Origin of the sequence: Limnobaculum eriocheiris (genome assembly GCF_021010575.1) — a bacterium.
Lineage (GTDB): Bacteria > Pseudomonadota > Gammaproteobacteria > Enterobacterales > Enterobacteriaceae > Limnobaculum > Limnobaculum eriocheiris.
Genome location: NZ_JAJNAG010000001.1, coordinates 34,696 through 59,818, shown reverse-complemented (window position 1 = coordinate 59,818; position 25,123 = coordinate 34,696). Strand labels below are relative to the sequence as shown.

The 25,123-nt window shown below is 46.3% G+C and carries 19 protein-coding genes and 1 pseudogene; 13 read left to right on the top strand and 7 right to left on the bottom strand.

Annotated elements, in window-relative coordinates:
• Positions 1-53: 53 nt before the first annotated feature.
• The 3 genes and pseudogenes from araD to LPW36_RS00265 all read right to left on the bottom strand — a co-directional run bounded on the left by araD (position 54) and on the right by LPW36_RS00265 (position 4,144).
• Positions 54-740, bottom strand: coding sequence for an L-ribulose-5-phosphate 4-epimerase (gene araD, locus LPW36_RS00275; protein ID WP_230607521.1), 687 nt, complete (start codon positions 738-740; stop codon positions 54-56).
• Between the two features lie 168 nt (positions 741-908).
• Positions 909-2,410 (bottom strand): annotated as a pseudogene (gene araA, locus LPW36_RS00270) (L-arabinose isomerase).
• Between the two features lie 57 nt (positions 2,411-2,467).
• On the bottom strand, positions 2,468-4,144 hold the full coding sequence (locus tag LPW36_RS00265; protein WP_230607520.1) for a ribulokinase: 1,677 nt from the start codon (positions 4,142-4,144) through the stop codon (positions 2,468-2,470).
• Positions 4,145-4,533: 389 nt separating this feature from the next.
• On the opposite strand from LPW36_RS00265, the gene LPW36_RS00260 reads away from it, so the two are divergent.
• The 8 genes from LPW36_RS00260 to LPW36_RS00225 all read left to right on the top strand — a co-directional run bounded on the left by LPW36_RS00260 (position 4,534) and on the right by LPW36_RS00225 (position 14,309).
• Complete coding sequence (locus LPW36_RS00260; RefSeq protein WP_230607519.1) at positions 4,534-5,514, top strand: arabinose ABC transporter substrate-binding protein; 981 nt, start codon at positions 4,534-4,536, stop codon at positions 5,512-5,514.
• 155 nt (positions 5,515-5,669) lie between these two features.
• On the top strand, positions 5,670-7,190 hold the full coding sequence (gene araG / locus LPW36_RS00255) for an L-arabinose ABC transporter ATP-binding protein AraG (RefSeq protein ID WP_230607518.1): 1,521 nt from the start codon (positions 5,670-5,672) through the stop codon (positions 7,188-7,190).
• A gap of 16 nt (positions 7,191-7,206) precedes the next feature.
• A complete protein-coding gene (araH, locus tag LPW36_RS00250) occupies positions 7,207-8,205 on the top strand; it encodes an L-arabinose ABC transporter permease AraH (protein ID WP_230607517.1) in 999 nt (332 codons plus the stop codon).
• An 85-nt stretch (positions 8,206-8,290) separates the two neighbouring features.
• Entirely contained in the window at positions 8,291-9,205 is a 915-nt protein-coding gene (araC, locus tag LPW36_RS00245) for an arabinose operon transcriptional regulator AraC (RefSeq protein ID WP_230607516.1), read from the top strand.
• Between the two features lie 614 nt (positions 9,206-9,819).
• The gene (locus tag LPW36_RS00240) at positions 9,820-10,803 is read left to right on the top strand and encodes an autoinducer 2 ABC transporter substrate-binding protein (protein WP_230607515.1); all 984 of its coding nucleotides are present in this window, start codon (positions 9,820-9,822) and stop codon (positions 10,801-10,803) included.
• Positions 10,804-10,895: 92 nt separating this feature from the next.
• Positions 10,896-12,377, top strand: a complete 1,482-nt coding sequence (locus LPW36_RS00235) for a sugar ABC transporter ATP-binding protein (protein ID WP_230607514.1) — start codon at positions 10,896-10,898, stop codon at positions 12,375-12,377.
• Positions 12,370-13,344 carry an ABC transporter permease gene (locus LPW36_RS00230; RefSeq protein ID WP_230607513.1) on the top strand — a complete coding sequence of 325 codons (975 nt, stop codon included), beginning with the start codon at positions 12,370-12,372 and terminating at the stop codon, positions 13,342-13,344. The genes LPW36_RS00235 and LPW36_RS00230 overlap by 8 nt, the downstream gene beginning before the upstream one ends.
• A gap of 2 nt (positions 13,345-13,346) precedes the next feature.
• Entirely contained in the window at positions 13,347-14,309 is a 963-nt protein-coding gene (locus LPW36_RS00225) for an ABC transporter permease (protein ID WP_230607512.1), read from the top strand.
• A gap of 74 nt (positions 14,310-14,383) precedes the next feature.
• On the opposite strand, the gene LPW36_RS00220 is transcribed toward LPW36_RS00225, so the two are convergent.
• Both LPW36_RS00220 and LPW36_RS00215 read right to left on the bottom strand, forming a co-directional pair.
• Positions 14,384-14,947, bottom strand: a complete 564-nt coding sequence (locus LPW36_RS00220; protein ID WP_230607511.1) for a hypothetical protein — start codon at positions 14,945-14,947, stop codon at positions 14,384-14,386.
• A gap of 70 nt (positions 14,948-15,017) precedes the next feature.
• Entirely contained in the window at positions 15,018-15,509 is a 492-nt protein-coding gene (locus LPW36_RS00215) for a YajQ family cyclic di-GMP-binding protein (RefSeq protein ID WP_230607510.1), read from the bottom strand.
• A 119-nt stretch (positions 15,510-15,628) separates the two neighbouring features.
• Here LPW36_RS00215 and yajL point away from each other — a divergent pair, with 119 nt between their 5' ends.
• Entirely contained in the window at positions 15,629-16,216 is a 588-nt protein-coding gene (gene yajL / locus LPW36_RS00210) for a protein deglycase YajL (RefSeq protein ID WP_230607509.1), read from the top strand.
• Positions 16,217-16,915: 699 nt separating this feature from the next.
• Positions 16,916-18,058, top strand: coding sequence for a porin OmpC (gene ompC, locus LPW36_RS00205; RefSeq protein ID WP_230607657.1), 1,143 nt, complete (start codon positions 16,916-16,918; stop codon positions 18,056-18,058).
• A gap of 407 nt (positions 18,059-18,465) precedes the next feature.
• On the opposite strand, the gene thiI is transcribed toward ompC, so the two are convergent.
• On the bottom strand, positions 18,466-19,920 hold the full coding sequence (thiI, locus tag LPW36_RS00200; protein ID WP_230607508.1) for a tRNA uracil 4-sulfurtransferase ThiI: 1,455 nt from the start codon (positions 19,918-19,920) through the stop codon (positions 18,466-18,468).
• Between the two features lie 138 nt (positions 19,921-20,058).
• On the bottom strand, positions 20,059-21,501 hold the full coding sequence (locus LPW36_RS00195; RefSeq protein ID WP_230607507.1) for a protein adenylyltransferase SelO: 1,443 nt from the start codon (positions 21,499-21,501) through the stop codon (positions 20,059-20,061).
• A gap of 411 nt (positions 21,502-21,912) precedes the next feature.
• On the opposite strand from LPW36_RS00195, the gene xseB reads away from it, so the two are divergent.
• The 3 genes from xseB to dxs are packed head-to-tail and all read left to right on the top strand — an operon-like array spanning position 21,913 to position 24,961.
• On the top strand, positions 21,913-22,155 hold the full coding sequence (gene xseB, locus LPW36_RS00190) for an exodeoxyribonuclease VII small subunit (protein ID WP_230607506.1): 243 nt from the start codon (positions 21,913-21,915) through the stop codon (positions 22,153-22,155).
• Complete coding sequence (gene ispA, locus LPW36_RS00185; RefSeq protein ID WP_230607505.1) at positions 22,155-23,057, top strand: (2E,6E)-farnesyl diphosphate synthase; 903 nt, start codon at positions 22,155-22,157, stop codon at positions 23,055-23,057. Before xseB ends, ispA begins: the two co-directional genes overlap by 1 nt.
• Positions 23,058-23,095: 38 nt before the next feature.
• On the top strand, positions 23,096-24,961 hold the full coding sequence (gene dxs, locus LPW36_RS00180; RefSeq protein ID WP_230607504.1) for a 1-deoxy-D-xylulose-5-phosphate synthase: 1,866 nt from the start codon (positions 23,096-23,098) through the stop codon (positions 24,959-24,961).
• The last annotated feature ends 162 nt before the right edge of the window (positions 24,962-25,123 follow it).

The following is a 25,123-nucleotide window of genomic DNA, read 5'->3' as shown; positions in this document are numbered from 1 at the left end:
TGTCATATCAATGACAGCTCTTTTTAATTGCGCTGATAATGCGGTTACTGCCCCTAATAAGCATTCTTACCATGCTTACGCAAATAGTGTTTATCCAATAGCTCCTGCTGCATTTCACCTAAATCTGGCGTTAGCTGGCGGGTAAACAGATTCATATAGGCGATCTCTTCCAGCACTACGGCGTTATGCACGGCATTATCCGGATCGGTTCCCCAGGCAAAAGGACCGTGAGAATTAACCAATACAGCCGGCACATCTTTAGCGTTGATACCCAGAACTTTAAACGTTTCGATAATCACATTACCGGTTTCCAGTTCATACTCTCCGGCTATTTCTGCCGGTGTCATTCTTCGGGTACAAGGAATGGGGCCATAGAAATAGTCTGCGTGGGTAGTTCCCCATGCAGATAAATCGCGCCCGGCCTGCGCCCAAATAGTGGCATGACGAGAATGAGTATGCACAATCCCACCAATCTCAGGGAATGCCCGATACAGCGCCAGATGAGTTTCGGTATCCGATGACGGCTTTTTGTTACCTTCAACAACCTTTCCGGTTTCCAGACTCACTACCACCATATCGTCAGCCGTCATATGTTCATACTCAACACCTGACGGCTTAATCACAATCACACCGCGCTCACGATCGACTCCGCTGACATTTCCCCAGGTAAAGGTCACTAAATGGTAACGGGGCAAAGCCAGATTAGCTTCTAAAACCTGTTTTTTCAGTTGCTGGTACATAGTGTTTTGCCTTCTCATCTTTTCTTTCTCAATAAACCGTTAGAATTAACCGATAACTGAAAGAGGAGAGCCTCTGACATCAATGCCAGAGGCTTAGAGTTCATCGTTAGCACCGTGCCTGTTCTGGTACGATACTATCAGCGACGACATTCAGGTTATCTCTATGTCTTAGCGACACAGCTTGTAGTAAACCTCATTCCAGCGAATTTCGTTCTTAAACGCCGGAATCTCGGTACTCTGGTCAATAACCAGCATCTCAATACCGCACATTTCAGCATAGATACGCAGATGCTCAACATCCAGCGCCTGAGTGAACACCGTATGGTGCGCGCCCCCGCCAGAATCCAGGCTTCAACCGCTACGTCCAGTGATGGATGCGTTTTCCAGACTGCATGCGCAACCGGAAGCTTAGGCAAATCGTGTGGTGGCTTAACGGTATCAACCGTATTCACCAGCAGACGGAAACGGCCGCCCATATCAATCAGGCTGGCATTTAGTGCTGGCCCTGCCGGCGCCGAGAAAATCAGACGAGCCGGATCGTCTTTGCCACCAATTCCCAAATGTTGCACATCCAGCAGTGGTTTCTCTTCACTGGCGATAGATGGACAAACTTCCAGCATGTGAGAACCTAAAACCAGATCGTTACCCGCAGCAAAGTTGTAGGTGTAGTCTTCCATAAAGGAAGTGCCGCCTTTCATACCGCCTGCCATTACTTTCATAATGCGCAGCAGTGCAGCAGTTTTCCAGTCGCCTTCAGCACCAAAGCCATAACCCTGTTGCATTAAGCGTTGTACTGATAATCCCGGCAGTTGTTTTAAGCCATACAGGTTTTCAAAGGTCGTGGTGAAAGCACCAAACTTGCCCTGCTCCAGGAATTTTTTCAGGCCCAGTTCAATACGGGCTGCTTCCAGCAGATTGCTACGTTTAGCGCCATTAACTTTCACCACATCAGTCAGACGATAAGTAGCTTCGTACTCTTCAACCAGCGCATCAATCTCACCTTTAGAAACGGCATCCACGACTGAGACTAAATCACCTAAGCCGTAGCCGTTTACCGCATAACCAAATTTGATCTGTGCAGAAACTTTGTTACCTTCAGTGACCGCTACTTCACGCATATTGTCGCCAAAACGTGCAACTTTCAGGTTTTTGCTTTCATAAATACCGGCAGCAACGCGCATCCAGCGATCCAGCTTGTGATGCACTTCTTTATCTTTCCATGAGCCCACAACGGCGGTGTACTCATTACGCATACGAGCGCCAATAAAACCAAACTCACGACCACCGTGAGCGGTTTGGCTCAGGTTCATGAAATCCATATCAATGGTGCCCCATGGGATTTCATTACTGTATTGGGTATGGAGTTGTAATAACGGCTTTTCCAGCAGGCTTAAACCAGCAATCCACATTCTGGCTGGAGAGAAAGTGTGTAACCAGGTGACAATACCTACGCAACTTTGTGCATAGTTCGCTTCCCGACACAGGTTCACAATCTCATCCGGCGTAGTTGCCAGCGGTTTGATAACTAATTTAATCGGTAATCCGGCCTGCTTATTTAAGCCATCAACCACTTCCTGAGCCTGCTGGCTCACCTGTTGCAGCGTTTTTGGCCCGTACAGATGCTGGCTACCGATAACAAACCAAACTTCTAACTGATTAAAGACGTTCATATAAACTCCTATAGAGAGCCTGCTTCTCAGCAGGCTAATTCAAAATGGGGTAACAGGTTATTCGGCTTTTGCCGCATAGCAAGGTTCAGCGACGTTGCTCCATTGCTGATAACGCTGATAAAGTTTTTCATACTGTGCAGCACGCTGTGGATCTGGCGTCAGCGTGCGTTCGATTGGGCTGGCCATGTGCTGTTGAGCATCCTGAATCGTGGTGTGAACACCGGCAGCAACCGCAGCAAAAATAGCGGCCCCCAGAGCACAGCACTGATCGGACTCAACGATTTGCAGAGGGCGATTCATGACATCGGTACAAACCTGCATGATCACCGGCGATTTACGGGCAATACCGCCTAATGCCAGTACGTTCTCCACAGGAATATCCTGCTCAACAAAACACTCCATAATGGCGCGGGCACCAAATGCTGTAGAGGCAATGAATCCACCAAACAGGGTTGGTGCATCGGTACCTAAATTTAAATCCGTGATAACCCCCTTCAGTCGCTGGTTGGCAAACGGCGTTCTGCGGCCATTAAACCAGTCAAGCACAACAGGGAGTTTTTCCAGTGAGGTTTGTTGAGCCCAGGCTTCTGTTAAGGCGGGCAATAAATTAGATTCGATTTGCTTCAACGCTGGTGCTAACTCAGGGTTTTGGGTTGCCGCATGATTCAACGGCCATGACAGTAAGCGGCTAAACCAGGCGTACATATCACCAAATGCCGACTGCCCCGCTTCCATCCCGATAAAACCCGGAATAACGCTACCGTCTACCTGACCACAAATACCGGCAACGGCACGATCGCCTACCAGTTGGTAATCCGCCAGCAGAATGTCACAGGTGGAAGTGCCAATCACTTTCACCAGCGTATAGGGTTGAGCTCCAGCCCCTACCGCGCCCATATGACAATCAAATTCACCACCGGAAATCATCACGTTTTCCGGCAGGCCTAAACGCGCAGCCCACTCTTTGGTGATTTGCCCTACTGGTTTTTCGGCGGTATGGGTTTCGGTAAACATAGGATAAGTCAGGTCATTAACCAGAATAGGATCTAATGCCTGAAGAAAATCACGCGGAGGTAAACCATTCCAGTCCCTATGCCACAAGGCTTTATGCCCGGCAGCACAACGGCTACGTTTAATATTGGTTGGCGCCTGAGTACCGCTCAATAATGCAGGAACCCAGTCACAGAGCTCAACCCATGAGGTAGCCGCACTGCGTACCGCAGCATCCGCGCGGGAAACATGTAGTATTTTGGCCCAGAACCATTCGGATGAATAGACACCACCAATATAACGGGTGTAGTCATCGAATTTACCGTTATGGCACAGGCGGTTAATCTCTTCCGCTTCTTCAATAGCGGTATGATCTTTCCATAACACAAACATCGCATTTGGGTTATCAGCAAACTCAGGACGCAGCGCCAGCACCCGCCCTTCATTATCAATCGGAGCCGGCGTTGAACCCGTCGTATCCACACCGATGCCCACAATATTCTTACGCTGTTCCGGCGTCAGCATGGCAACCACGGCTTTAATTGCCTGTTCCATCGACTCAATATAATCCTGAGGGTGGTGGCGGAACTGATTATCAGATGGTTTACAGAATAGTCCCTGCTTCCAGCGAGGATAGTAGACGACTTCCGTTGCAATCTCGGAGCCTTCTATGCAATCGACAGCCAAAGCGCGAACAGAGTCACTACCGAAGTCAAGCCCAAGAGCAATAGCGCCTTTTGACATAAAAACCTCATATACGAATTAATGGTGATTTTGTTTGGGGATACCATAAAAAAATCCCATCAAATCGGCGAGGATGCATTAGCTAGAAATATGCACAATCTTGCTTTCTTAAGATGGAGTGTGATCTACCTCAAAATCAAAATACATCACTTTTTCACTGAATATATGAACGATATTGCTGTAATTTCTAATTGTGATGGCGCTCTAAAAAATCATATTCAATAAACGTTAAAACTTATGCCACTTTGTTATGGATTGCATATGAACAAGCTTAAAACAGGCATGTTAAATACAAATCCGTTGTTATAACAATAGTAGATCTCGCTGAGTCAATATCATAAAGATAGCCAATTAGACTATATAGACCAAGTACAGGAGAGATAGAACATATGCATAAATTCACTAAGGCCCTTGCTGTTGTAGGATTGTCGGCGATTATGTCACATTCAGCTATCGCTGAAACGATGAAGCTCGGCTTTCTGGTTAAACAACCTGAAGAACCTTGGTTCCAAACCGAGTGGGCATTTGCGGATAAAGCAGGTAAAGACCTCGGTTTTGACGTAATCAAAATTGCCGTTCCGGACGGCGAAAAAACTCTGAACGCTATCGACAGCCTGGCTGCTAACGGAGCTAAGGGTTTTGTTATTTGTACTCCGGACCCGAAATTAGGGCCGGCAATTATGGCTAAGGCCAAAAGTTACAACCTGAAAGTGGTTACCGTTGATGACCAGTTCGTTAACGCTAAAGGTAAACCGATGGATACGGTTCCTCTGGTCATGATGGCCGCCACCAAAATTGGTGAGCGCCAGGGCCAGGAGCTATGGAAAGAGATGAGTAAACGTAAGTGGAACATCGCTGAAACAGGCGTTATGGCGATTACCTCTAACGAGCTGGATACCGCACGTCGCCGCACTTCAGGCTCTATGGAGGCGCTGAAAGCGGCTGGCTTCCCTGAGAAACAAATTTATCAGGTACCCAGCAAATCAAATGATATCCCGGGTTCTTTTGATGCTGCTAACTCCATGTTAGTACAGCATCCGGAAGTGAAAAACTGGCTGATCGTTGGCTTTAACGACAACACCATTCTGGGCGGAGTACGTGCAACAGAGGGTCAGAACTTCAAACCTGAGAACGTTATCTGTATTGGTATCAACGGTGTGGATGCGGTAAATGAGCTGTCAAAAGCTAACGCTACCGGCTTCTATGGCTCACTGTTACCAAGCCCGGACGTACACGGTTATAAGAGTATTGAAATGCTCTATAACTGGGAAACCAAAGGAGTTGAACCGGCTAAATTCACAGAAGTTACTGACGTAGTGCTGATCACTCGTGACAACTTCAAAGCTGAACTGGAAAAGAAAGGACTGTAATTGTCCATCGGGCAGATGGTTAACCATCTGCCCTCTTAATACAGCGTCTTGTTATCAAAACAAAAAATATACTTATTCCGTCAGTCACTTGTTATAGGCCGTGTACATTTACAGGCCCCCTGCGGATAAGTGGTACGAGCATTAAGGAACTTATTATGCCTACGCTGCAATCACCTTATCTCGAGTTTTGTCAAATCAGTAAAACGTTTCCAGGCGTGAAAGCGCTGCAAAACATTAGCTTTGACTGCCACCCAGGTCAGGTTCATGCACTGATGGGAGAAAATGGAGCAGGAAAATCAACCCTGCTTAAAATACTCAGTGGCAACTATATCCCAACCTCGGGTGAGATTAAGGTCAAGGGACAGCCGGTAAAATTCACTAATACCATGGATGCCCTGAATTCCGGTATTGCCATTATTTATCAGGAATTGCATTTAGTTCCTGAAATGACCGTCGCTGAAAATATCTATTTGGGGCAGTTGCCAACCAAAGGCGGCGTGGTCAATAAAAAACTCCTCAACTATGAGGCTCGTATTCAACTGGAGCATCTGGGGCTGGATATTAATCCGGATACTCCACTTAAATATCTCTCCATTGGTCAGTGGCAAATGGTGGAAATAGCCAAGGCACTGGCACGTAACGCTAAGATCATTGCTTTTGATGAACCAACCAGTTCGCTGTCCGCCAGAGAGATTGAACAATTATTTCGCGTTATTCGCGAACTCCGTGCTGAAGGCCGCGTTATTCTGTACGTATCACACCGCATGGAAGAGATCTTCGCGCTTAGCGACGCCATCACCGTGTTTAAAGATGGCTGCTACATGAAAACCTTTACCGATATTCCAAACCTGACCCACGACGAACTGGTTCAAACCATGGTTGGGCGTGATATTGGCGATATTTATGGCTATAGCCCTCGCCCTTTAGGACAAGTCCGCTTTGAACTGAAAAATGTTAAAGCACCGGGCGTTAAACACCCTATTAGTTTCCAGGTGCGCCAGGGGGAAATCGTTGGTTTATTTGGTCTGGTGGGTGCTGGCCGCAGTGAACTCCTGAAATCACTCTTTGGTGCAACGCGCATTACCAGTGGTAGTGTCGAATTAGATGGTAAGGCGCTGAATATCACCACCCCTATCGACGGTATCTGTCAGGGGATTATGTTATGCCCTGAAGACCGTAAAGCCGAAGGCATCATTCCGGTGCATTCCGTCAAAGACAATATCAATATCAGCGCCCGGCGCAAAACCCTTAGCGCAGGCTGCCTGATCAATAACCGTTGGGAAAACAGCAATGCGCAACAGCGTATTCGCGAACTCAATATCAAAACCCCATCGGCAGAACAGTTGATTATGAATCTTTCCGGCGGTAACCAGCAAAAAGCCATTCTTGGCCGCTGGTTATCAGAAGAGATGAAAGTGATTTTGTTAGATGAACCTACGCGCGGTATCGACGTCGGTGCTAAACACGAAATCTATAACGTTATTTATGAACTCGCAAAACAGGGCATCGCCGTTGTTTTTGCCTCCAGTGATTTACCGGAAGTGCTCGGCCTTGCCGACCGTATTCTGGTAATGCGCGAAGGCGCGCTGTCCGGGGAGTTAACCCATGACGAAGCCACTGAAGGAAAAGCCCTGAGTTTGGCCATGTTAAATTCCACCGCGGATGCGGTTGCCTAAGAGAAGGAAAATCTTCATGTCGATAACATCTACAACCACATCCCCGGCAAAAGCATCAGTTAATGACTCGGGCAATACCCTGAGCCGTATCTGGGATAGCTACGGCATGTTGGTAGTATTCGCCGTACTGTTTATTGCCTGTATGATATTTGTACCTAACTTTGCCTCTTGGATTAATATGCGCGGTCTGGGTCTGGCGATTTCCATGTCCGGTATGGTGGCCTGCGGAATGCTATTTTGTCTGGCATCTGGCGATTTTGATCTGTCAGTGGCTTCGATCATTGCCTGTGCCGGTGTCACCACGGCGGTTGTCATCAACCATACTGAAAGTCTGGCTCTCGGTATCGGTGCGGGTTTATTACTGGGTCTGGCATTCGGTTTACTTAACGGTTTCGTTATTGCCCGGCTGAAAATTAACGCCCTGATTACCACCCTTGCCACTATGCAAATAGCGCGCGGATTAGCCTATATCATCTCCGATGGTAAAGCGGTAGGTATCGAAGACGAACGTTTTTTTGAGTTAGGTAACACCAGTTGGTTTAGCATTCCTGTTCCTATCTGGATCACACTGTTCTGCTTTATCCTGTTTGGCTTCCTGCTCAATAAGACCACCTTTGGTCGTAATACGCTGGCGGTTGGTGGTAATGAAGAAGCTTCCCGTCTGGCGGGCGTACCGGTAATTCGTACTAAGATCATCATCTTCGCTCTGACCGGTTTAATCTCCGCTGCTGCCGGAATTATCCTGGCTTCGCGGATGACCAGCGGACAGCCAATGACCTCTATGGGTTATGAGCTGATCGTTATCTCTGCTTGTGTACTGGGTGGGGTTTCCCTGAAAGGGGGTATTGGTAAAATATCTTATGTTATTGCCGGTGTACTGATTCTGGGTACGGTAGAAAACGCCATGAACCTGCTAAATATTTCACCATTCTATCAATATGTGGTACGTGGTTTAATTCTGCTGGCTGCGGTTATTTTCGATCGCTATAAGCAACTGGCAAAACAGAAAGTATAATTACTCATCATTACCACAATTACCATACCGGGTTACGCCCGGTATGGTATGTTAAATTATCTAATGTCAGCCTGAGGAGGAAAGATTGTACCAGCGCATTGTCTCTGATTCACAACCTAACCTACTGTTACCCGGATATTCCTTTAACGCCTATCTGGTGGCCGGACTGACCCCCATCGTCACTGATGGTCCTCTCGACTTTTTTATCGATCGTCCTAACGGTATGAAGGGCTATATTCTGAATCTGACCATTAAAGGTCAGGGGCAAATTTTTGACGGCGAAAATGCGTTTTACTGTAATCCCGGCGATATGCTGTTATTTCAGCCTAAAGAGGCCCACTATTATGGCCGTTCGCCTAATAGTGACTGCTGGTATCACCGCTGGATCTACTTCCGTCCGCGCGCCTACTGGGCAGACTGGCTGGAGTGGTATAGCCAGACCAACCGGGTTGGTCGCCTGACTCTGCCAACAGAAGCACTACAGGAAGAATTTGAGCAGCTGTTTACCTCTATTGAGCAAACCCATCAGTCCGGCAGACGCCTGTCTGAAGAGCTATCAATGAACCTGCTGGAAAGATTGCTGTTGCGCTGTATTGAAGAAGATCCTCAATCGCCGCAAAAAATTATGGACCCGCGCATCATTGAAGCCTGCCAGTATATGACCAGCAACTTATCGGATGATGTACGCATTGAAGATATTGCTAACCATGTTTGCCTCTCCCCTTCCCGTCTTGCCCATCTGTTTCGCGAACAGGTTGGAATAAACATGCTGCGCTGGCGTGAAGACCAGCGGGTTATTCGCGCCAAACTGCTGCTACAAACAACTCAGGAATCCATCGCCAGCGTAGGCCGTATTGTGGGTTATGACGATCAGCTCTACTTCTCCCGCGTATTTCGTAAACGCGTCGGCGTTAGCCCCAGCGATTTTCGCCGCAGGAATATGGAACTCACCACCTACCCTGATACAGAGAACCCAATGCCGGCAGAAATAACGCTTTAGAGACGAATTAAACGAAGTCAGCCACTTTACTGACTCCGTTTAATTTGTATATTCAGGGGATCTTTTTCCTGCATTCATTATTATATATATTAGTTTCTCGTTTCAGCATTTATATTAAACTACTCCTTCACCTCAGGTATTCAGATTATTTATTTAGATTGTATAAATAATAATTAGCCACTAAAACATACCTCAATAAGTGAATAGCTAAATACTCTTAATAATTTATAACCAGAATAAAGATATAAAACATTAGATAGCAGATAAAATAACCACCACTAATTGTGATCTAAGTCTCAAAACAGAATGGCGGCATTTATGTCCATATAAATAGCCAATAAATACATAACCATTTTGACATTAAAACTCTACAGTCCTGTGGCGGAGAGGAGTATTGACGGGGTTTATAGAGAACATTCCAAAATCACCGCGACTATCCATAATTATTTTATAACCAGCTTTTACATAAAAAGGCATCTTAATTACGGCAAATTCACTCCTTTATCGTTAAACATGATGTAACTGTGCGCAAAAAAGAAATGGATATTTTGTTTATCTCCGCATAAACAAAATCATTAACGTAAATTATATTTACCACCAGCCCGAGGTATAAGATGAGTAAAATGAATTTGGCTAAACTATTATCCGCCAGTTTACTGGGGTTAATGGTCTGTTCTACCGCCGCAATGGCAAAAGAAGTTGAAGTGGTTAATATTTCTAAAATCGGCGGCATGCCATGGTTTAACCGGATGGGTGAAGGGGTAACCAATGCCGGTAAAGATTTAGGTATTAAAGCCTATCAGGTTGGCCCATCCAGTACCGATGCTCCTCAACAGGTTAAAATTATTGAAGATTTAATCGCTAAAAAAGTCTCAGCAATTACTATCGTACCAAATGACGCAGATGTGTTGGAACCAGTGTTCAAAAAAGCCCGTAGCGAAGGTATCGTGGTGTTAACCAACGAATCACCAGGACAGCCAAGCGCTAACTGGGATGTTGAAATCATCGATAATGAAAAATTTGCTGCTGACAACGTTGAAGAAATGGCAAAAGCCATGGGTGGTAAAGGCGGTTACGTGATTTATGTTGGCAGCCTGACCGTTCCTCAACACAACCTGTGGACCGATCTGTTTGTTAAATATCAGAAAGCACATTATCCGGAGATGTTTGAAGTCACCAGCCGTATGCCTGTGGCAGAAAACATTGATGACGCTCGTCGCACTACGCTGGATTTAATGAAAGCCTATCCGGCAATGAAAGGCGTTGTGGCATTCGGTTCACAAGGTCCAATTGGTGCTGGCCGTGCCGTTAAAGAAAAACGCGCACGAGGTAAAGTTTTCGTTTACGGCATGATGATCCCATCACAGGCCGCATCACTGATTAAAAGCGGTGATATCGCTATGGGCATAACCTATGACCCGGCGTCAGCCGGTTATGCTCTGACCGCGGTGGCTAACAAAATCCTCAAAGGCGAAGAGATTACCAAAGATCTGGAGATTCCAAATCTGGGTAAAGCCGATGTGGATATGGATAAACGCATTATCAAGTTCCATAAAGTTCTGCGTGTTACCAAAGAAAACATCGATAGCCTGTATTAATCGCTCCACCGCCCCTGCCGGTAATCCACGGCAGGGGAAGAAAAAACACAGCAGTTTGCTACAAATGGGTGACAAGTTAATAAGAGGTAAAAATGGAACCCTTTATTTCACTGGGTAATATCAGCAAGACCTTCTATGGTGTTAAAGCGCTGGATAATATCGCTCTGACGCTATTACCGGGAGAAGTTCACTGTCTGGCCGGGCAGAATGGCTGCGGGAAATCAACGCTGATTAAAATTATTTCCGGCGTTTACCAGCCGGATACGGGAGCAGAAATTACCATTAATGGTAAATCATACTCTCACCTTTCCCCGATTGATTCAGTGAAAGCCGGTATTCAGGTTATCTATCAGGATCTATCGCTGTTTCCCAATTTGACTGTTGCTGAAAACATTGGCATCAACCAATATCACCATAATTTATTAGTTAATAAACGTGAAATTCGCCGCATTGCCGAACTCACTATTAAGAGCATTGATGCCGAACTGGATCTGGATGCCACAGTAGAGTCCCTGCCTATTGCTCAGCGGCAGATAGTTGCCATTTGTCGGGCGCTGTCGCAGGAAGCCAAACTGATTATTATGGATGAACCCACCGCCTCTCTGACAATGCAGGAAGTAAAAGGCTTATTACGGGTGGTTCATGACCTGAAGAAAAGAAACATTTGCGTGGTATTCGTTAGCCATCGGCTGGACGAAGTGATGGAAATTTCTGACCGAATCACCGTACTGAAAGACGGCAAGCTGGTAGGTACTTACCCTGCTACAGAAATCGATAATAAAAAGCTGGCCTTCCTGATGACCGGTAAAGAGTTCTCCTATGCGGTACTGCCACCAATAAAGGAAAAAGATGCCGTCGCGCTGGAAGTGAAAAACCTCTGCCGCAATCAGGAATATAATCAAATATCCTTTAGCCTGCATAAAGGCGAAATTGTTGCTATCACCGGCCTGCTTGGTGCAGGTCGTACCGAGCTTTGCCTTAGCCTGTTTGGCCTCACTAAACCTGATTCGGGTGAAATTCTGCTGGAAGGTAAACCGATTAACTTCACCAGCAACCGGGAAGCGATTAAAGCCGGAATTGGTTACGTTTCAGAAGACCGGATGAGTACGGGTTTAGTCATGGAGCAATCCATTAATGACAATATTATCTCCACCGTGCTCAATCGCTTAAAAACCCCGCTACAACTATTAAACAGGCCTAAAGCCGATGCGGTAGTGGTGGATTTAGTTGAGCAGCTAACCATTAAAATCGGCAGTGTGAATTTACCGGTAAATACACTGTCTGGTGGTAATGCCCAGCGGGTCGCCATTGCCAAATGGCTGGCGATTAATCCTAAAGTTCTGATCCTCGATTCCCCGACCGTTGGGGTAGATATCGCCAATAAAGCCGGTATCTATCAGATTATCTCTGCACTATCACAAAAAGGCATTGCGGTACTGATGATTACCGATGAAATCGATGAAGCCTTCTTTAACAGCCACCGAATTTTAGTTATGCGTAAAGGTGAAATCACCGCGGAGTATTTACCGGGAGAAACAACGGAAGCAGCCCTGGCAGAGGTGGTCAATGGTTAATAAATTAGGCATCAAACCACATGAACTGTTTTTAGGCTTAACCATCCTGGTAATTGGTGGTTATCTCTCTTTTGCCAGCCCGGACTTTATGACGTTTGGCAACATTTACGATCTGATCAATAACTACGCTATGTTGACCATACTGGCCTGCGGTCTGTTTATTGTTCTGATTTCCGGCGGTATTGATATTTCTTTCCCGGCAATGACCATTATCGCTCAGTATGTCATGGTTAGCCTTATTCAGGGCACTACCGGTAACTTTGCCATTGCTTTTGCGCTGTCCGGCGGGATTGGATTACTGTTAGGCATGGTTAACGCGGTGCTGGTTAACCGGCTTAAAGTGCCTTCTATCATTATCACTATATCAACCCTGAATATCTTCTATGGATTGCTACTCTACCTCACTAAAGGCGTGTGGTTATACAGCTATCCTGAGTGGTTTGAACAAGGGGTTATGCTGTTTAAATTCACCGCGGCAGATGGTTATGATTATGGCCTGAGCCTGCAAATTATTACCATGATTGTGGTCGTTGCCCTGACCGGCATCATCATGAATAAAACCAGCATTGGACGTATGATTTACGCCATGGGCGGTAATAAAGAGGCTGCCTCACGCATGGGTTTTGGCATCTTTAAACTTCAGCTATTTGTCTATGGCTATATGGGGTTAATGTCTGGTGTAGCCGGTGTGGTTCAGTCAGCCACGGTTTTAACCGTAGCGCCAGACTCACTGTTGGGCTATGAGCTCACGGTATTGGCGGCGGTGGTGTTGGGTGGTACCAGCATCGTAGGTGGACGAGGAACCCTACTGGGTACTCTGCTGGGCGTTATTCTATTAGCGGTACTACAAAATGGTCTGATCCTGCTGAACATTTCTTCTTACTGGCATACTGTGGTTACCGGTTTAGTGATCGTTATTAGTGTCAGTATGACGGCCTGGAGCCAGCGTAAAGGTCAGGGGGTATAACCATGAGCGCAAGAAAAGTAAAAGATAATGTAGAGGTTTACCTGAGTCTGCTGATTGGTCTGGTTGTCATTTCCTTCAGTTTTCTGATCCCTGATGTTTTCTGGTCATCCGCTAACTTCCAGTCAATTGCATCGCAAATGCCGGTGCTTGGCGTACTGGCGCTGGCAATGGCCATCACCATGCTCACCGGTGGGATTAATTTATCGATTATTGCCACCATGAATGCCTGTGGTTTAGTTATGGCCTGGGTGGCTACCAACTATCCACCAAGTGCTGGCAGTATGGCACTGGTGCTGCTTGCTGGTTTAGCAATGGCTATGGTGATTGGCAGCGTGAACGGCCTCCTGATTGCGGTAGTCAGGGTCTCTCCTATTCTGGCAACCCTGGGTATTATGACCTTGCTGAACGGGATTAATATTTTGATCTCCCGCGGCTCGGCTATTTCCAACTTCCCTGACTATATTCTGGCGATTAACAGTACCAATCTGTTTGGTATTCCTGTACCGCTGTTAGTCTTTTTAGCCGTGGTAACCGCAATCTGGATCATTCTGGAGAAATCCGCCTTTGGCCGCACCATCTATCTGATTGGATCCAATGAACAGGCTACCCATTACTCCGGTATTAACACCCGTAAAACGATTGTCTGGGTGTATATCCTATCCTCCATACTCTGCGTGGTTGCTGCGTTGCTGATGATGTCCAAGCTTAACTCGGCTAAAGCCTCTTATGGTGAATCCTATCTGCTGGTTTCGATTCTGGCGGCAGTATTAGGTGGAATAAACCCGGACGGTGGATTTGGTAAAGTGTTTGGCATGGCGATGGCGCTGATCTTATTACAGATGCTGGAAAGTGGGCTAAATATTCTGGGCGTAAGCAGCTACATTACTATGGCACTATGGGGCGGGTTACTACTGGCCTTTATCTTCCTGAAAGGCCTTAACCTCTCCAGGCTGTTTGGACGATAAATCGAACTATTTTGATAGCCCTCTGGCCTGGAATATTCATTCCGGGCCAGAATAACATTACCCTTCAATATCAACTATCTTTTGACTCTTCTCTTCTTGCTCTTTTTATTCTTTTTGACGTTCTTATGGTCAATAACTTCAAGTTTTGCAAACAGCGGAGAGGCATAGCTCTCTACCGAGACACCATTCAGCGAATAACCACTCAGGTGGCAGCCATCCCCTTTTACCCTTGTGTCAGGTTGCTGTATCACCTTAGTTTTCATGCCGTTTAATACAAAAACCTGTTGGTCAGAAACCCTAATGGTATATTTATCCCGAACGTGCAGTTGTCGGCTATAGTCATACAGGGAAAAATTATTTTCGCCGGATTTAAAGCTGTAAGTATCTACATGCAGCGAAAATTGCTCGATAACTTCCCCATTTCGTTGGTGTTTTACCTCGACCTCTTTCAACTCATCATAAGTAAAACCGGAGAAAGAAAAATCTATTCCGCCCAGCGTTTCAACCTGCGCGCAATACTCGGCAAACTCGAGCTGTTGTTGTTCATACCGGTTACTGCATCCGCTTAAAAAAATTCCAGCGCCGATAAACAGCGATAATACCCGGGAATAATTTTTCAGCACACCAGCTTTACTCATACAAACTCCATTTTAAGTAAACCAGACAACCCTGACTTAGCAATGCTGTCTGGTATTCGGCCTTATTCCCTTAATCACGGAAGTTATTAAACTGGAACGGCTGTCCTAACTCGGCACCTCTCACCAGCGCCATTGCCCCCTGTAAGTCATCACGGGATTTGCCGGTAACCCGTACCTGATCCCCCTGGATTTGGGCCTGAACTTTCAGTTTATTATCTTTAATCAGCTTAATAATTTTTTTAGCCACATCGGTTTCAATACCCTGCTTGAGCTTAACCTCAACGCTGTATGTTTTGCCGCTGTGTACCATCTCTTCAGGGATTTCTAACGCCCCGGCATCAATACCGCGTTTAGCAAACTTATCGCGCAGAATATCCAGCAATTGCTGAACCTGAAACTCAGACTCACTGGCAACCTTAACGATTTCACTCTTCTCATTCAGGTCAAAACTGGCGGGAATATTACGGAAATCCCAACGGTTGGTCAGTTCACGGCTGGCATTTTCCACCGCATTGCGAACTTCAGGCATATCAATTTCAGATACAATATCGAAAGATGGCATAACTTCTTCCTTTTTTATGTTGGCTCTTTTAATCACAAATAATGTTATGCATGATAACGGTTATATTCACGCCTGCACAACCTGTCAGGCTGACAATCTTATTGATTAAGGAGTACAAAATGGCGCCAAGAGCACTGGTTTGCCTGGCTCACGGCACGGAAGAAACCGAAGCCGTTACCACTATTGACCTGCTGGTTCGCGGTGGAATTGAGGTTACTACCGCCAGCGTCGAAGGGGATGGCTGCCTGACTATCGTCTGTTCCCGGGGGGTGAAATTAGTTGCCGACCATGCTTTGGTTGACGTAGCCGATGAACATTTTGACGCCGTCGTGTTGCCCGGTGGAGTAAAAGGTGCCGAATGTTTTCGGGATAGCCCTCTGCTGGTAGAAAGAGTTCGCCAGACTCATCTTAGCGGTAATATTGTCGCTGCGATTTGTGCAGCCCCTGCACTGGTACTGGAACACCACAAGCTGTTTCCTGTAGGAAATATGGCGGTTAACCCTGGCTTTAAGCATATGATTCCCGATAATAAGTGGGTGGATCGACGGGTCAACTATGATGAACGCGTCAATCTGGTCACCAGCCAGGGGCCTGGAACCTCAATCGATTTTGGTCTGAAATTAATAGAGCTGTTGGTCAACAGAGATAAGGCCGCCGAAGTGGCTGAACAGCTCATCGTTGCCCCGGGAATATACGCCTATCTTTAAGCCGTTTTGCGGAACACTATTGCTCCGCACCCTACTTTTTGTTTGATGAAAATCGACCGTATTTCTCATCAGAATAAACTTCATTTATTAATTATCTTTAATCAGTATAAAAATAGATTCCCTGCACTTTGCTTGTGCATTTTTGCACTATAATAAATCGAAATGTTATATAGCCGAATAGCAATAGCATTCAGTTTTGAATAAATCAGATGAGATATAAATCGTTGCTTTAATAATAAACGGAAATGATTAAGAACATTATTTCCATTAATTAACGAAAAAGTACCGTTCATTTATCCATCAGTGTTAAGGCTATATCCACATTACCGAACCAGCCAGTCATGCACCGGTAATGTGCAAAGCGGTTGATAAAAAACATATAGTTTATGTGGTCTATAAGTTTTGCGAATGCTAACAGCCTGAAAATTAAATTTATTTACAATGTGTATCAGGTCATGAGGAATGACTCCCTGTTTCGATTATTTAAAATAGATTTATCTAACAAAATCATAATAATAGTTTTTAGAGTCTTAATACTGAAAAATATTCCAATATAAAGCAGAAACATTTATTTTTATTCTTTATCCTTTATTTACATTTTATCAATAACCAGAAATTCATTTAATTACTAAGCTCAAACAGCAAGTAACGGGATTTAATCTCACCCTTGTTTTTATCATTATCACCACAGGCCATAATATTATGAAAAAAGTAATAGCAGTGCTCATCTCAACCATCGTTGCTGCCGGTGCAGCTCATGGGGCCGAAATCTATAACAAGGATGGAAATAAACTGAACCTGTATGGAAAAATAGATGGTTTACACTATTTCTCATCGGATAGCAGTCAGGATGGCGACGCTACCTACACGCGTTTTGGTATTAAAGGTGAAACTCAGGTCAACGAAGATGTTGTTGGCTTTGGGCAATGGGAATACAACATTCTTGCCAGTAACCCAGAAGGTAGCAGCAACCAAAGCTTTACCCGTCTGGCTTTTGCCGGAATAAAACATCGCCTTGCCGGCTCACTGGATTATGGCCGTAACTACGGAATTTTATATGATGTCGAAGGTTGGACCGATGTGCTGCCGGAATTTGGTGGTGACAGCTACACCGGAGCAGACAACTATATGGTAAGCCGTGCTAATGGCGTGGCAACTTACCGTAATACCGACCTGTTTGGTCAGGTAGAAGGTTTGAATTTTGCCGTCCAGTATCAGGGGAAAAATGACGGGCAGAATTGTGATGAATCAACCGGGACCAAAGTATGTGAAAACCTGAGTCGAAATCCGCATGACGTTCAACATCAGAACGGTGATGGCTGGGGTATCTCTTCCACCTATGACATTGGCGAAGGCATCAGCCTGGGGGCAGCCTACAGTTCTTCTAACCGTACCGGAGAACAAAAAACCGCCGGTGGTAATATTGCCGGTGGCGACATGGCCCAGGCCTGGACAGCTGGTATACGCTATAACGCTAATAATGTTTATCTGGCGACCATGTATTCAGAAACGAATAACATGACGCCATACGGCGGCGATGGTATCGCCAACAAAACTCAAAACTATGAAGTGGTTGCTCAATATCAGTTTGATTTTGGTTTAGCCCCTTCTCTTGCCTATCTGCAATCAAAAGGCAAAAACTTAAATACCAACAACGGCCAGTATAGCGATAATCAGGATCTGGTGAAGTATGCTGACGTGGGGGTAACACAGACCTTCAACAAAAATCTGTCGGCCTATGTGGACTACAAAATCAACCTGTTAGACGATAACAGCTTCTACAAGGATAACGGTATTTCCACCGATAATATTGTCGCGACGGGTTTGGTGTATCAGTTCTGATATGGTTTTTATATATGAAAAATACTGATAGTTCAGTTTGGTACTTTCAATAGCCAATCGTTAGGAGGGACGGGTGTTGGGGTCGTAGCAGCTTTAGCGTTGTTCCGAAGGGTGAAACACCGTCAGATGTTTCATAACTGCCCCTAACCCGGCCTGGCCCAACGCACTCCATAGCTAAGTACTGACGGTTTATCGACCGTTATCGATGTAAAGATGTAAATATGGACACATTGCTATTACGGTCGGTATATTTGCAGGTGCTGATTTATCAGGTTTGTCAACAGTTTGAAAGGCCCGATTTCGGGCCTTTCAAACTATCCGAAACAATAATCTGTTAGCTTCACAGATTATTTCGGTCGTAAAAACATCATGTAATTTAAAGAAAAGTGCCCGACCGGCATGCGAGATTAAGCACTCTTGCGATAAACCTTCACGTTATTATATCCCTGCTCCTGCAAATACAACGCCTGCAAACGGCTCATTACACCGCGATCGCAATACAGCAGATAAGTTTTCGATTTATCCAGTTCGCTAAATGCCGTGCCCAATTTGTAGAATGGAATATGTTTTACGCTAACTTCGTTCAACTTCAGCGGGCTGGTTTCATGCTCGTCTGATGAACGAATATCAATAATCACATCGTTACTGCCAAAAGCGGCCACGGTTTCTACTTCAGTGATTTGCTGCTGTGTTTGTTCTGCTATCTGGCGAATATCAATATTCACCGCCTGCTCAACAACTTTATCCAGAATAGTGAAATCAAAATTTGCCTCTTCAGCCTCAATTTTAGCCTTCACCGCTTTCACGGTTGGGCTTTTTGAGATCACACCACAAAACTCAGGCATGGTTTTGGCAAAATCTTCGGTCCCAATCTGGCGAGCCATATTGATAATGTGCTCTTTATCATGAGAAATCAGCGGACGCAAAATCAGCGTATCGGAAGCATTATCAATCAGGCGCAGGTTGGTTAAGGTCTGGCTGGAAACCTGACCCAATGCCTCACCGGTTACAATAGCCTGAACGCCATAACGTTCAGCAATCGCTGAAGAGGCTCTGACCATCATACGTTTAAGCACCACGCCCATTTGGCCATCATCTACTTTTTCCAGAATTTCACTCACCACTGGCGCAAAATCAACGGAAATAAAACGTACCTTATGGGAACTGCCGAACCGACTCCAGATATAGTGTGCTACCTGCTTAACGCCAATCTCATGGGTTGCACCACCCAAATTAAAAAAGCAGTAATGAACCCGACAGCCGCGGCGCATCAGCATATAGCTTGAAACCCCGGAATCAAACCCACCGGAAATCAGCGATAGCACATCTTCCTGCGTACCAATCGGGAAACCACCCAACCCTTCATAGCGGCCCTGCACCATAATCAGGCGGTCGTCTTCAATCTCTAAACGCACGGTTACGTCCGGATTGGTCAGATTGACTTTAGCCGACTCAATATGCTGGTTTAAGCCACCGCCAACGTAACGCTCCACATCCTGAGAGTTAAAATCCTGCTTGCCACGACGCTTAACCCGCACACAAAATGTTTTACCTTCCAACTGCTCACGATAGTTCGCCAGCGTCTGTTCAAAGATATTGTGCATATCGGTATAAGGGGTTTCGTCCACTTCAAGAATGTGATGAATGCCGGGAATTCGCGTCAGTGCATCCCGAATAATTGGGCCATTTGCCGGGTCTTTGGTTCTGACTTCCAGAAAATCCCAATGGCGAACCACGGCACACTCCTCAATGCGCTGCCTTAAAACGTTACGAGCGTTTCCGGTCAGGATTTTGATGAAGCGCATACGCACAGACTGGCTTTTAATCGTAATTTCAGGGAACAGCTTAATGATAAACTTCATGATAGTTGCGAGTACTTACGTCGTTAAATCGAATGAAAAGGATGATAGATTTCTGGGCGTGGAGTATACACCCGGAAAGGCAATCGGCGCACTAAACAATCTGCGCCTGAGGAATATTTCATGGGTTTCGATCGAAGATTAGCTGGAACAGGAGATTTCCAGTCGTTTTCCCCAGTCCGGCGGTAACCCGGCTAAATCGCTAAATTCCGGGGAATTCACATAAGGGTTCATGAGCCCCTGATGAATATGAGCCAGTACGCTGGTATCCCCTTGTTCAGCGGCTTCAATCGCCTTTTGAGCCAGATAATTGCGTAAAATTCGCTGTGGATTCGCACCTTTCATCACCTGCTGACGCCGGGCATCATCTACCCGTTCCTGTTGTAAACGTTGGCGCCATGCCTGATACCAACTGTCGAAACTCTGACGATCGATAAACTCATCCCGTAGAGCAATATAAGGGCTGGCCTGTTCAACATCGCTTAATAAGCGGAAAGTGAGGGTGTAATCGCGTTTCTCTTTTGCCATCATGTCCAATAGCTGATTTAACAGATCATTATCCTGTGGATCCTGAGTGAAAAAACCCAGTTTTGCCCTCATCAGTCGGCCATAGGCTGACATCAACGCGGGTTCGTATGCTGCTAAACCAGCCTGTAGCTGTTCCATAGTCATTAAGCCTGACAGCGCATTCGCTAATCGATGTAGATTCCAGTAGGCCACCGCGGGTTGATTGCTGAAAGCATAGCGCCCCTGATAATCACTGTGATTACAGATGTAATCAGGGGAGTAATCATCCAGAAAGCCATAGGAGCCAAAATCCATGGTAATTCCCAAAATTGACATATTGTCAGTGTTCATTACCCCATGGGCAAAACCTACCGACTGCCAGAGCGCAATCATTTCCGCTGTTCGTTCTGCAATATCTTTAAACCAGAGAAAATAACGCTCCGGCTGTTGCTGCCATTGAGGCCAATGGTGCTGAATAGCGTAATCAGCCAGTTGCTGTACCTGCTCCTGTTGATTACGACGATAAAAATGTTCAAAATGACCAAAGCGAATATGGCTTTCAGCGATTCGCATTAGCATGGCGCCCGGCTCGGGCTGTTCACGAAATACCGGCTGCTCGCTGGTAACAATGGATAAAGCACGGGTCGTTGGAATACCTAAATAGTAAAGCGCTTCTGAGGCTAAAAACTCTCTGACCACCGAACGAAGTACTGCCCTGCCATCGCCCATACGGGAATATGGCGTCAGGCCAGCCCCCTTCAGATGCCAGTCCATCTTTTTTCCGCTGTCGGTGAGCTGTTCACCCAGTAAAATCCCTCGTCCGTCGCCAAGCTGCCCGGCCCATACGCCAAACTGATGGCCGCTGTATACCTGCGCCAATGGTTTCATTCCCGGCAGTAACTTTTCCCCGGACCAGATTTTCTGGTTGTCACCAGAAAACAGTGAATCCTCCAGCCCCAGTTCTTTTGCCAATGGTTCACTGTGATATAACAACCTCGCCTGACTCAGAGGCGTTGGCTCCAGCTCGGTATAAAAGCCAGGTAGTTCATCGTAATAGGAATGAATAAATTTTGGCATTTTTGGCATAGTTGGTGTAGGTATCACTATCAATTGAGATTAGGTCAGTGTAGTGCGCAAGCCAAAGAATTAATACCAACTAAGTGTAGGGTGATTATTGCTTTTCATTAAATTTCTATTGCCAGCGCCGGTGGTCCGGCCCTTACTCCTTATAAGTAAAATATTGATAATATGTACCACTGCACAATTTCATGGTTAATTATCATTTTTATGGGTCATTTAGTGGTAAACTCCCGCTATAGCTTAGGTATTATTTAACCATAGCCGACAAAATGATCAGCAGCGGTGTATTATCTTCGCAATGCCTAGCACTCCTGATGAAATGGTGCTGGTTAATGCTTTCAAAGTCCGCTAATGCGGTTATTTATTAAAGATCACATTTAATCGAAGCCACTATTAGATATGCCAAAAATGCCGAAAAAAACGCCTCAGCCAGCCAGTTTTGAAACTGCATTAGGTGAGCTGGAACAAATTGTAAATAGTCTTGAAAGTGGCGACCTTCCGCTGGAAGAAGCATTAAACGAGTTTGAGCGCGGTATTCAACTGGCGCGTCAGGGTCAACAGCAATTACAACAGGCTGAACAACGGGTTCAGATCCTGTTAAGCAGCGAGCCAGAGGCTCCGTTGTCCCCTTTTAATCAGGATGAAGCCTGATGCCATCCTTTACTCAACTTCAATCAGAACATCGTCAGCGTGTCGATCGGGCGCTGGAGCACTATCTTTCTGCCTTACCGTTTAATCAGGCACCTCTGGTAGAAGCCATGCGATATGGTGCCCTGCTGGGGGGAAAGCGCCTGCGGCCATTTTTAGTCTATGCCACCGGTGAAATGCTGGGTTTAAGCGCTCAAAATATGGATGCTCCCGCAGCAGCCATCGAGTGTATCCATGCCTACTCACTGATTCATGACGATTTACCCGCCATGGATGATGATGATTTACGTCGTGGTCAGCCGACCTGCCATATTAAATTTGGTGAAGCCCACGCTATTCTGGCGGGGGATGCGTTACAGACGCTGGCATTCTCTATTCTGAGCGATGCGACAATGCCCGATGTGCAAACCACTTCTCGTCTGGCGATGATTAGCGAGTTGGCCTGCGCCAGCGGTGCCGCCGGGATGTGTGCCGGGCAGGCGCTGGATCTGGAAGCTGAGAAGAAAAAAACCAATTTAGAAGAGTTAGAGCGCATTCATCGTCATAAAACCGGGGCATTGATTCGTTCCGCTATTCGGCTTGCTGCACTGGCTGCCGGTGAACGTGGTAAAGCTATCCTGCCGATTCTGGACCGTTATGCTAATGCTATTGGTTTAGCTTTTCAGGTACAGGACGATATTCTCGATGTAGTCGGTGCCACAGAGAAAACCGGCAAGCGTCAGGGTTCTGATTTACAACATGAAAAAAGCACTTACCCTGCACTGCTTGGTATTGAAGGCGCACAGACTAAAGCGCTGGACCTGTATCGGGAAGCGATGAGCGCACTATCGGAATTAGCATCACAGTCTTATAATACGGCTTCGCTGGAAGCACTGGCCGGTTTTGTTATCGAACGAGATAACTAAACTGCACATTTAAGCAAATAATTTTAGACGAGTTTTGGATGAGTCTTGATATAAATCGATATCCATTGTTGGCGTTAATTAATAGCCCTGACGATCTGCGCCTGATATCAAAAGATAACCTGCCGAAGCTCTGTGATGAGCTGCGCGAATATCTGCTGAACAGCGTTAGTCGCTCCAGCGGTCATCTGGCTTCTGGCCTTGGTACCGTAGAACTGACGGTCGCGTTGCACTACGTCTACAACACGCCATTCGACCATATTGTTTGGGATGTGGGGCATCAGTCTTATCCCCATAAGATCCTGACGGGTCGTCGCGATCAAATGCCAACTATTCGTCAAAAAGATGGGCTTCACCCTTTTCCATGGCGCGAAGAGAGTGAATATGATGTGCTGTCGGTGGGCCACTCTTCTACATCAATCAGTGCCAGCCTGGGATTAGCCATTGCCGCCCAGCGTGAAGCAAAAGGTCGTCATGTTGCCTGTGTTATCGGCGATGGTGCCATTACCGCCGGTATGGCGTTTGAAGCCATGAACCATGCGGGTGATGTTAAACCCGATATGCTGGTCATTCTGAACGACAATGAAATGTCGATTTCAGAAAACGTGGGTGCCCTGAATAATCATTTAGCTCAAATTCTCTCCGGTAAGCTTTACTCCACCCTGCGTGAAAGCGGAAAAATGGTGTTATCTGGCTTACCGCCAATTAAAGAGCTGGTCAAACGCACCGAAGAGCACCTGAAAGGTATGGTGGTGCCGGGTACACTGTTTGAGGAGTTCGGTTTTAACTATATTGGCCCGGTTGACGGGCACGATGTACAGGCACTGGTTCAAACCCTGAAAAATATGCGTAGCCTTAAAGGGCCTCAATTACTGCATATTATGACCAAAAAGGGTAAAGGCTATGCGCCTGCGGAGAAAGATCCTATTGGCTGGCACGGTGTACCAAAATTCGATCCGGCAACCGGCACTCAGCAGAAAGGTGGCAGCGCTCATCCAAGCTATTCCAGCGTGTTTGGCGACTGGCTGTGTGAGACAGCGGCCAATGATAAAAAACTGATGGCCGTGACCCCAGCGATGCGTGAAGGTTCTGGCATGGTGCGTTTTTCCCGAGAATATCCGGATCAATATTTTGACGTTGCCATAGCAGAGCAGCATGCGGTTACTTTTGCCGCCGGGCTGGCTATTGGTGGATACAATCCTGTTGTAGCGATTTACTCCACCTTTCTGCAACGAGCATACGATCAGGTTATCCATGATGTAGCTATTCAGAAACTACCCGTAATGTTTGCCATCGATCGCGGTGGCATTGTTGGAGCCGATGGACCAACCCATCAGGGTGCTTTCGATCTCAGCTATTTGCGCTGTATCCCTGAAATGGTGGTGATGACTCCAAGCGATGAAAACGAATGTCGCCAGATGCTGTATACCGGCTATCACTATCAGGATGGTCCGGTGGCGGTGCGTTATCCTCGAGGTAACGGTATTGGCGTGGAGCTGGAACCGCTGGCGATAATACCGATGGGGAAAGCCAAAGTTTGCCGTAACGGTGAAAAAGTGGCCATTCTTAACTTTGGTACTTTGTTGCCGGATGCGCTACAGGCCGCCGAACAGTTAAATGCTACCGTTGTGGATATGCGTTTTGTTAAGCCTCTGGATGAGTCATTAGTTCTTGAGCTTGCTGAGTCCCACGATGCATTTATCACGCTGGAAGAAAACGCCATTATGGGCGGAGCCGGTAGTGGTGTGAATGAGCTGCTGATGGCGTATCGTAAAACGGTTCCGGTATTGAATCTTGGCTTGCCTGATGAGTTTATTGCTCAGGGTGGGCAGGAAGAGGTTCGAGCGGGATTAAGACTTGATGCCGAAGGGATTGTTGCGCAATATCGGGAATGGGATAACAGTTAGTTCTGAGTTTATTGTTTCTTCAAATCAGCTTTTGAGGATGTTCCGGCCGTAATGGCAATGTGGTTATATGATCGCTGTGCTCGGCCGGAAGACCATCTGTACTTAGCTGTAGAGCGCGTCGGGCCTAGCCCGCCTGCGGGCTGTTATGAAACACCTTGCGGT

Bases quoted from the DNA above. Each gene is read 5' to 3' on its own strand.
- araD (WP_230607521.1), bottom strand. From the start codon at position 740: ATGTACCAGCAACTGAAAAAACAGGTTTTAGAAGCTAATCTGGCTTTG.
- LPW36_RS00215 (WP_230607510.1), bottom strand. From the start codon at position 15,509: ATGCCATCTTTCGATATTGTATCTGAAATTGATATGCCTGAAGTTCGC.
- araG (WP_230607518.1), top strand. From the start codon at position 5,670: ATGCCTACGCTGCAATCACCTTATCTCGAGTTTTGTCAAATCAGTAAA.
- ispA (WP_230607505.1), top strand. From the start codon at position 22,155: ATGCCATCCTTTACTCAACTTCAATCAGAACATCGTCAGCGTGTCGAT.
- LPW36_RS00235 (WP_230607514.1), top strand. From the start codon at position 10,896: ATGGAACCCTTTATTTCACTGGGTAATATCAGCAAGACCTTCTATGGT.
- LPW36_RS00265 (WP_230607520.1), bottom strand. From the start codon at position 4,144: ATGTCAAAAGGCGCTATTGCTCTTGGGCTTGACTTCGGTAGTGACTCT.
- xseB (WP_230607506.1), top strand. From the start codon at position 21,913: ATGCCGAAAAAAACGCCTCAGCCAGCCAGTTTTGAAACTGCATTAGGT.
- yajL (WP_230607509.1), top strand. From the start codon at position 15,629: ATGGCGCCAAGAGCACTGGTTTGCCTGGCTCACGGCACGGAAGAAACC.
- LPW36_RS00225 (WP_230607512.1), top strand. From the start codon at position 13,347: ATGAGCGCAAGAAAAGTAAAAGATAATGTAGAGGTTTACCTGAGTCTG.
- dxs (WP_230607504.1), top strand. From the start codon at position 23,096: ATGAGTCTTGATATAAATCGATATCCATTGTTGGCGTTAATTAATAGC.
- LPW36_RS00220 (WP_230607511.1), bottom strand. From the start codon at position 14,947: ATGAGTAAAGCTGGTGTGCTGAAAAATTATTCCCGGGTATTATCGCTG.
- LPW36_RS00260 (WP_230607519.1), top strand. From the start codon at position 4,534: ATGCATAAATTCACTAAGGCCCTTGCTGTTGTAGGATTGTCGGCGATT.
- LPW36_RS00195 (WP_230607507.1), bottom strand. From the start codon at position 21,501: ATGCCAAAATTTATTCATTCCTATTACGATGAACTACCTGGCTTTTAT.
- araH (WP_230607517.1), top strand. From the start codon at position 7,207: ATGTCGATAACATCTACAACCACATCCCCGGCAAAAGCATCAGTTAAT.
- LPW36_RS00230 (WP_230607513.1), top strand. From the start codon at position 12,370: ATGGTTAATAAATTAGGCATCAAACCACATGAACTGTTTTTAGGCTTA.
- LPW36_RS00240 (WP_230607515.1), top strand. From the start codon at position 9,820: ATGAGTAAAATGAATTTGGCTAAACTATTATCCGCCAGTTTACTGGGG.
- thiI (WP_230607508.1), bottom strand. From the start codon at position 19,920: ATGAAGTTTATCATTAAGCTGTTCCCTGAAATTACGATTAAAAGCCAG.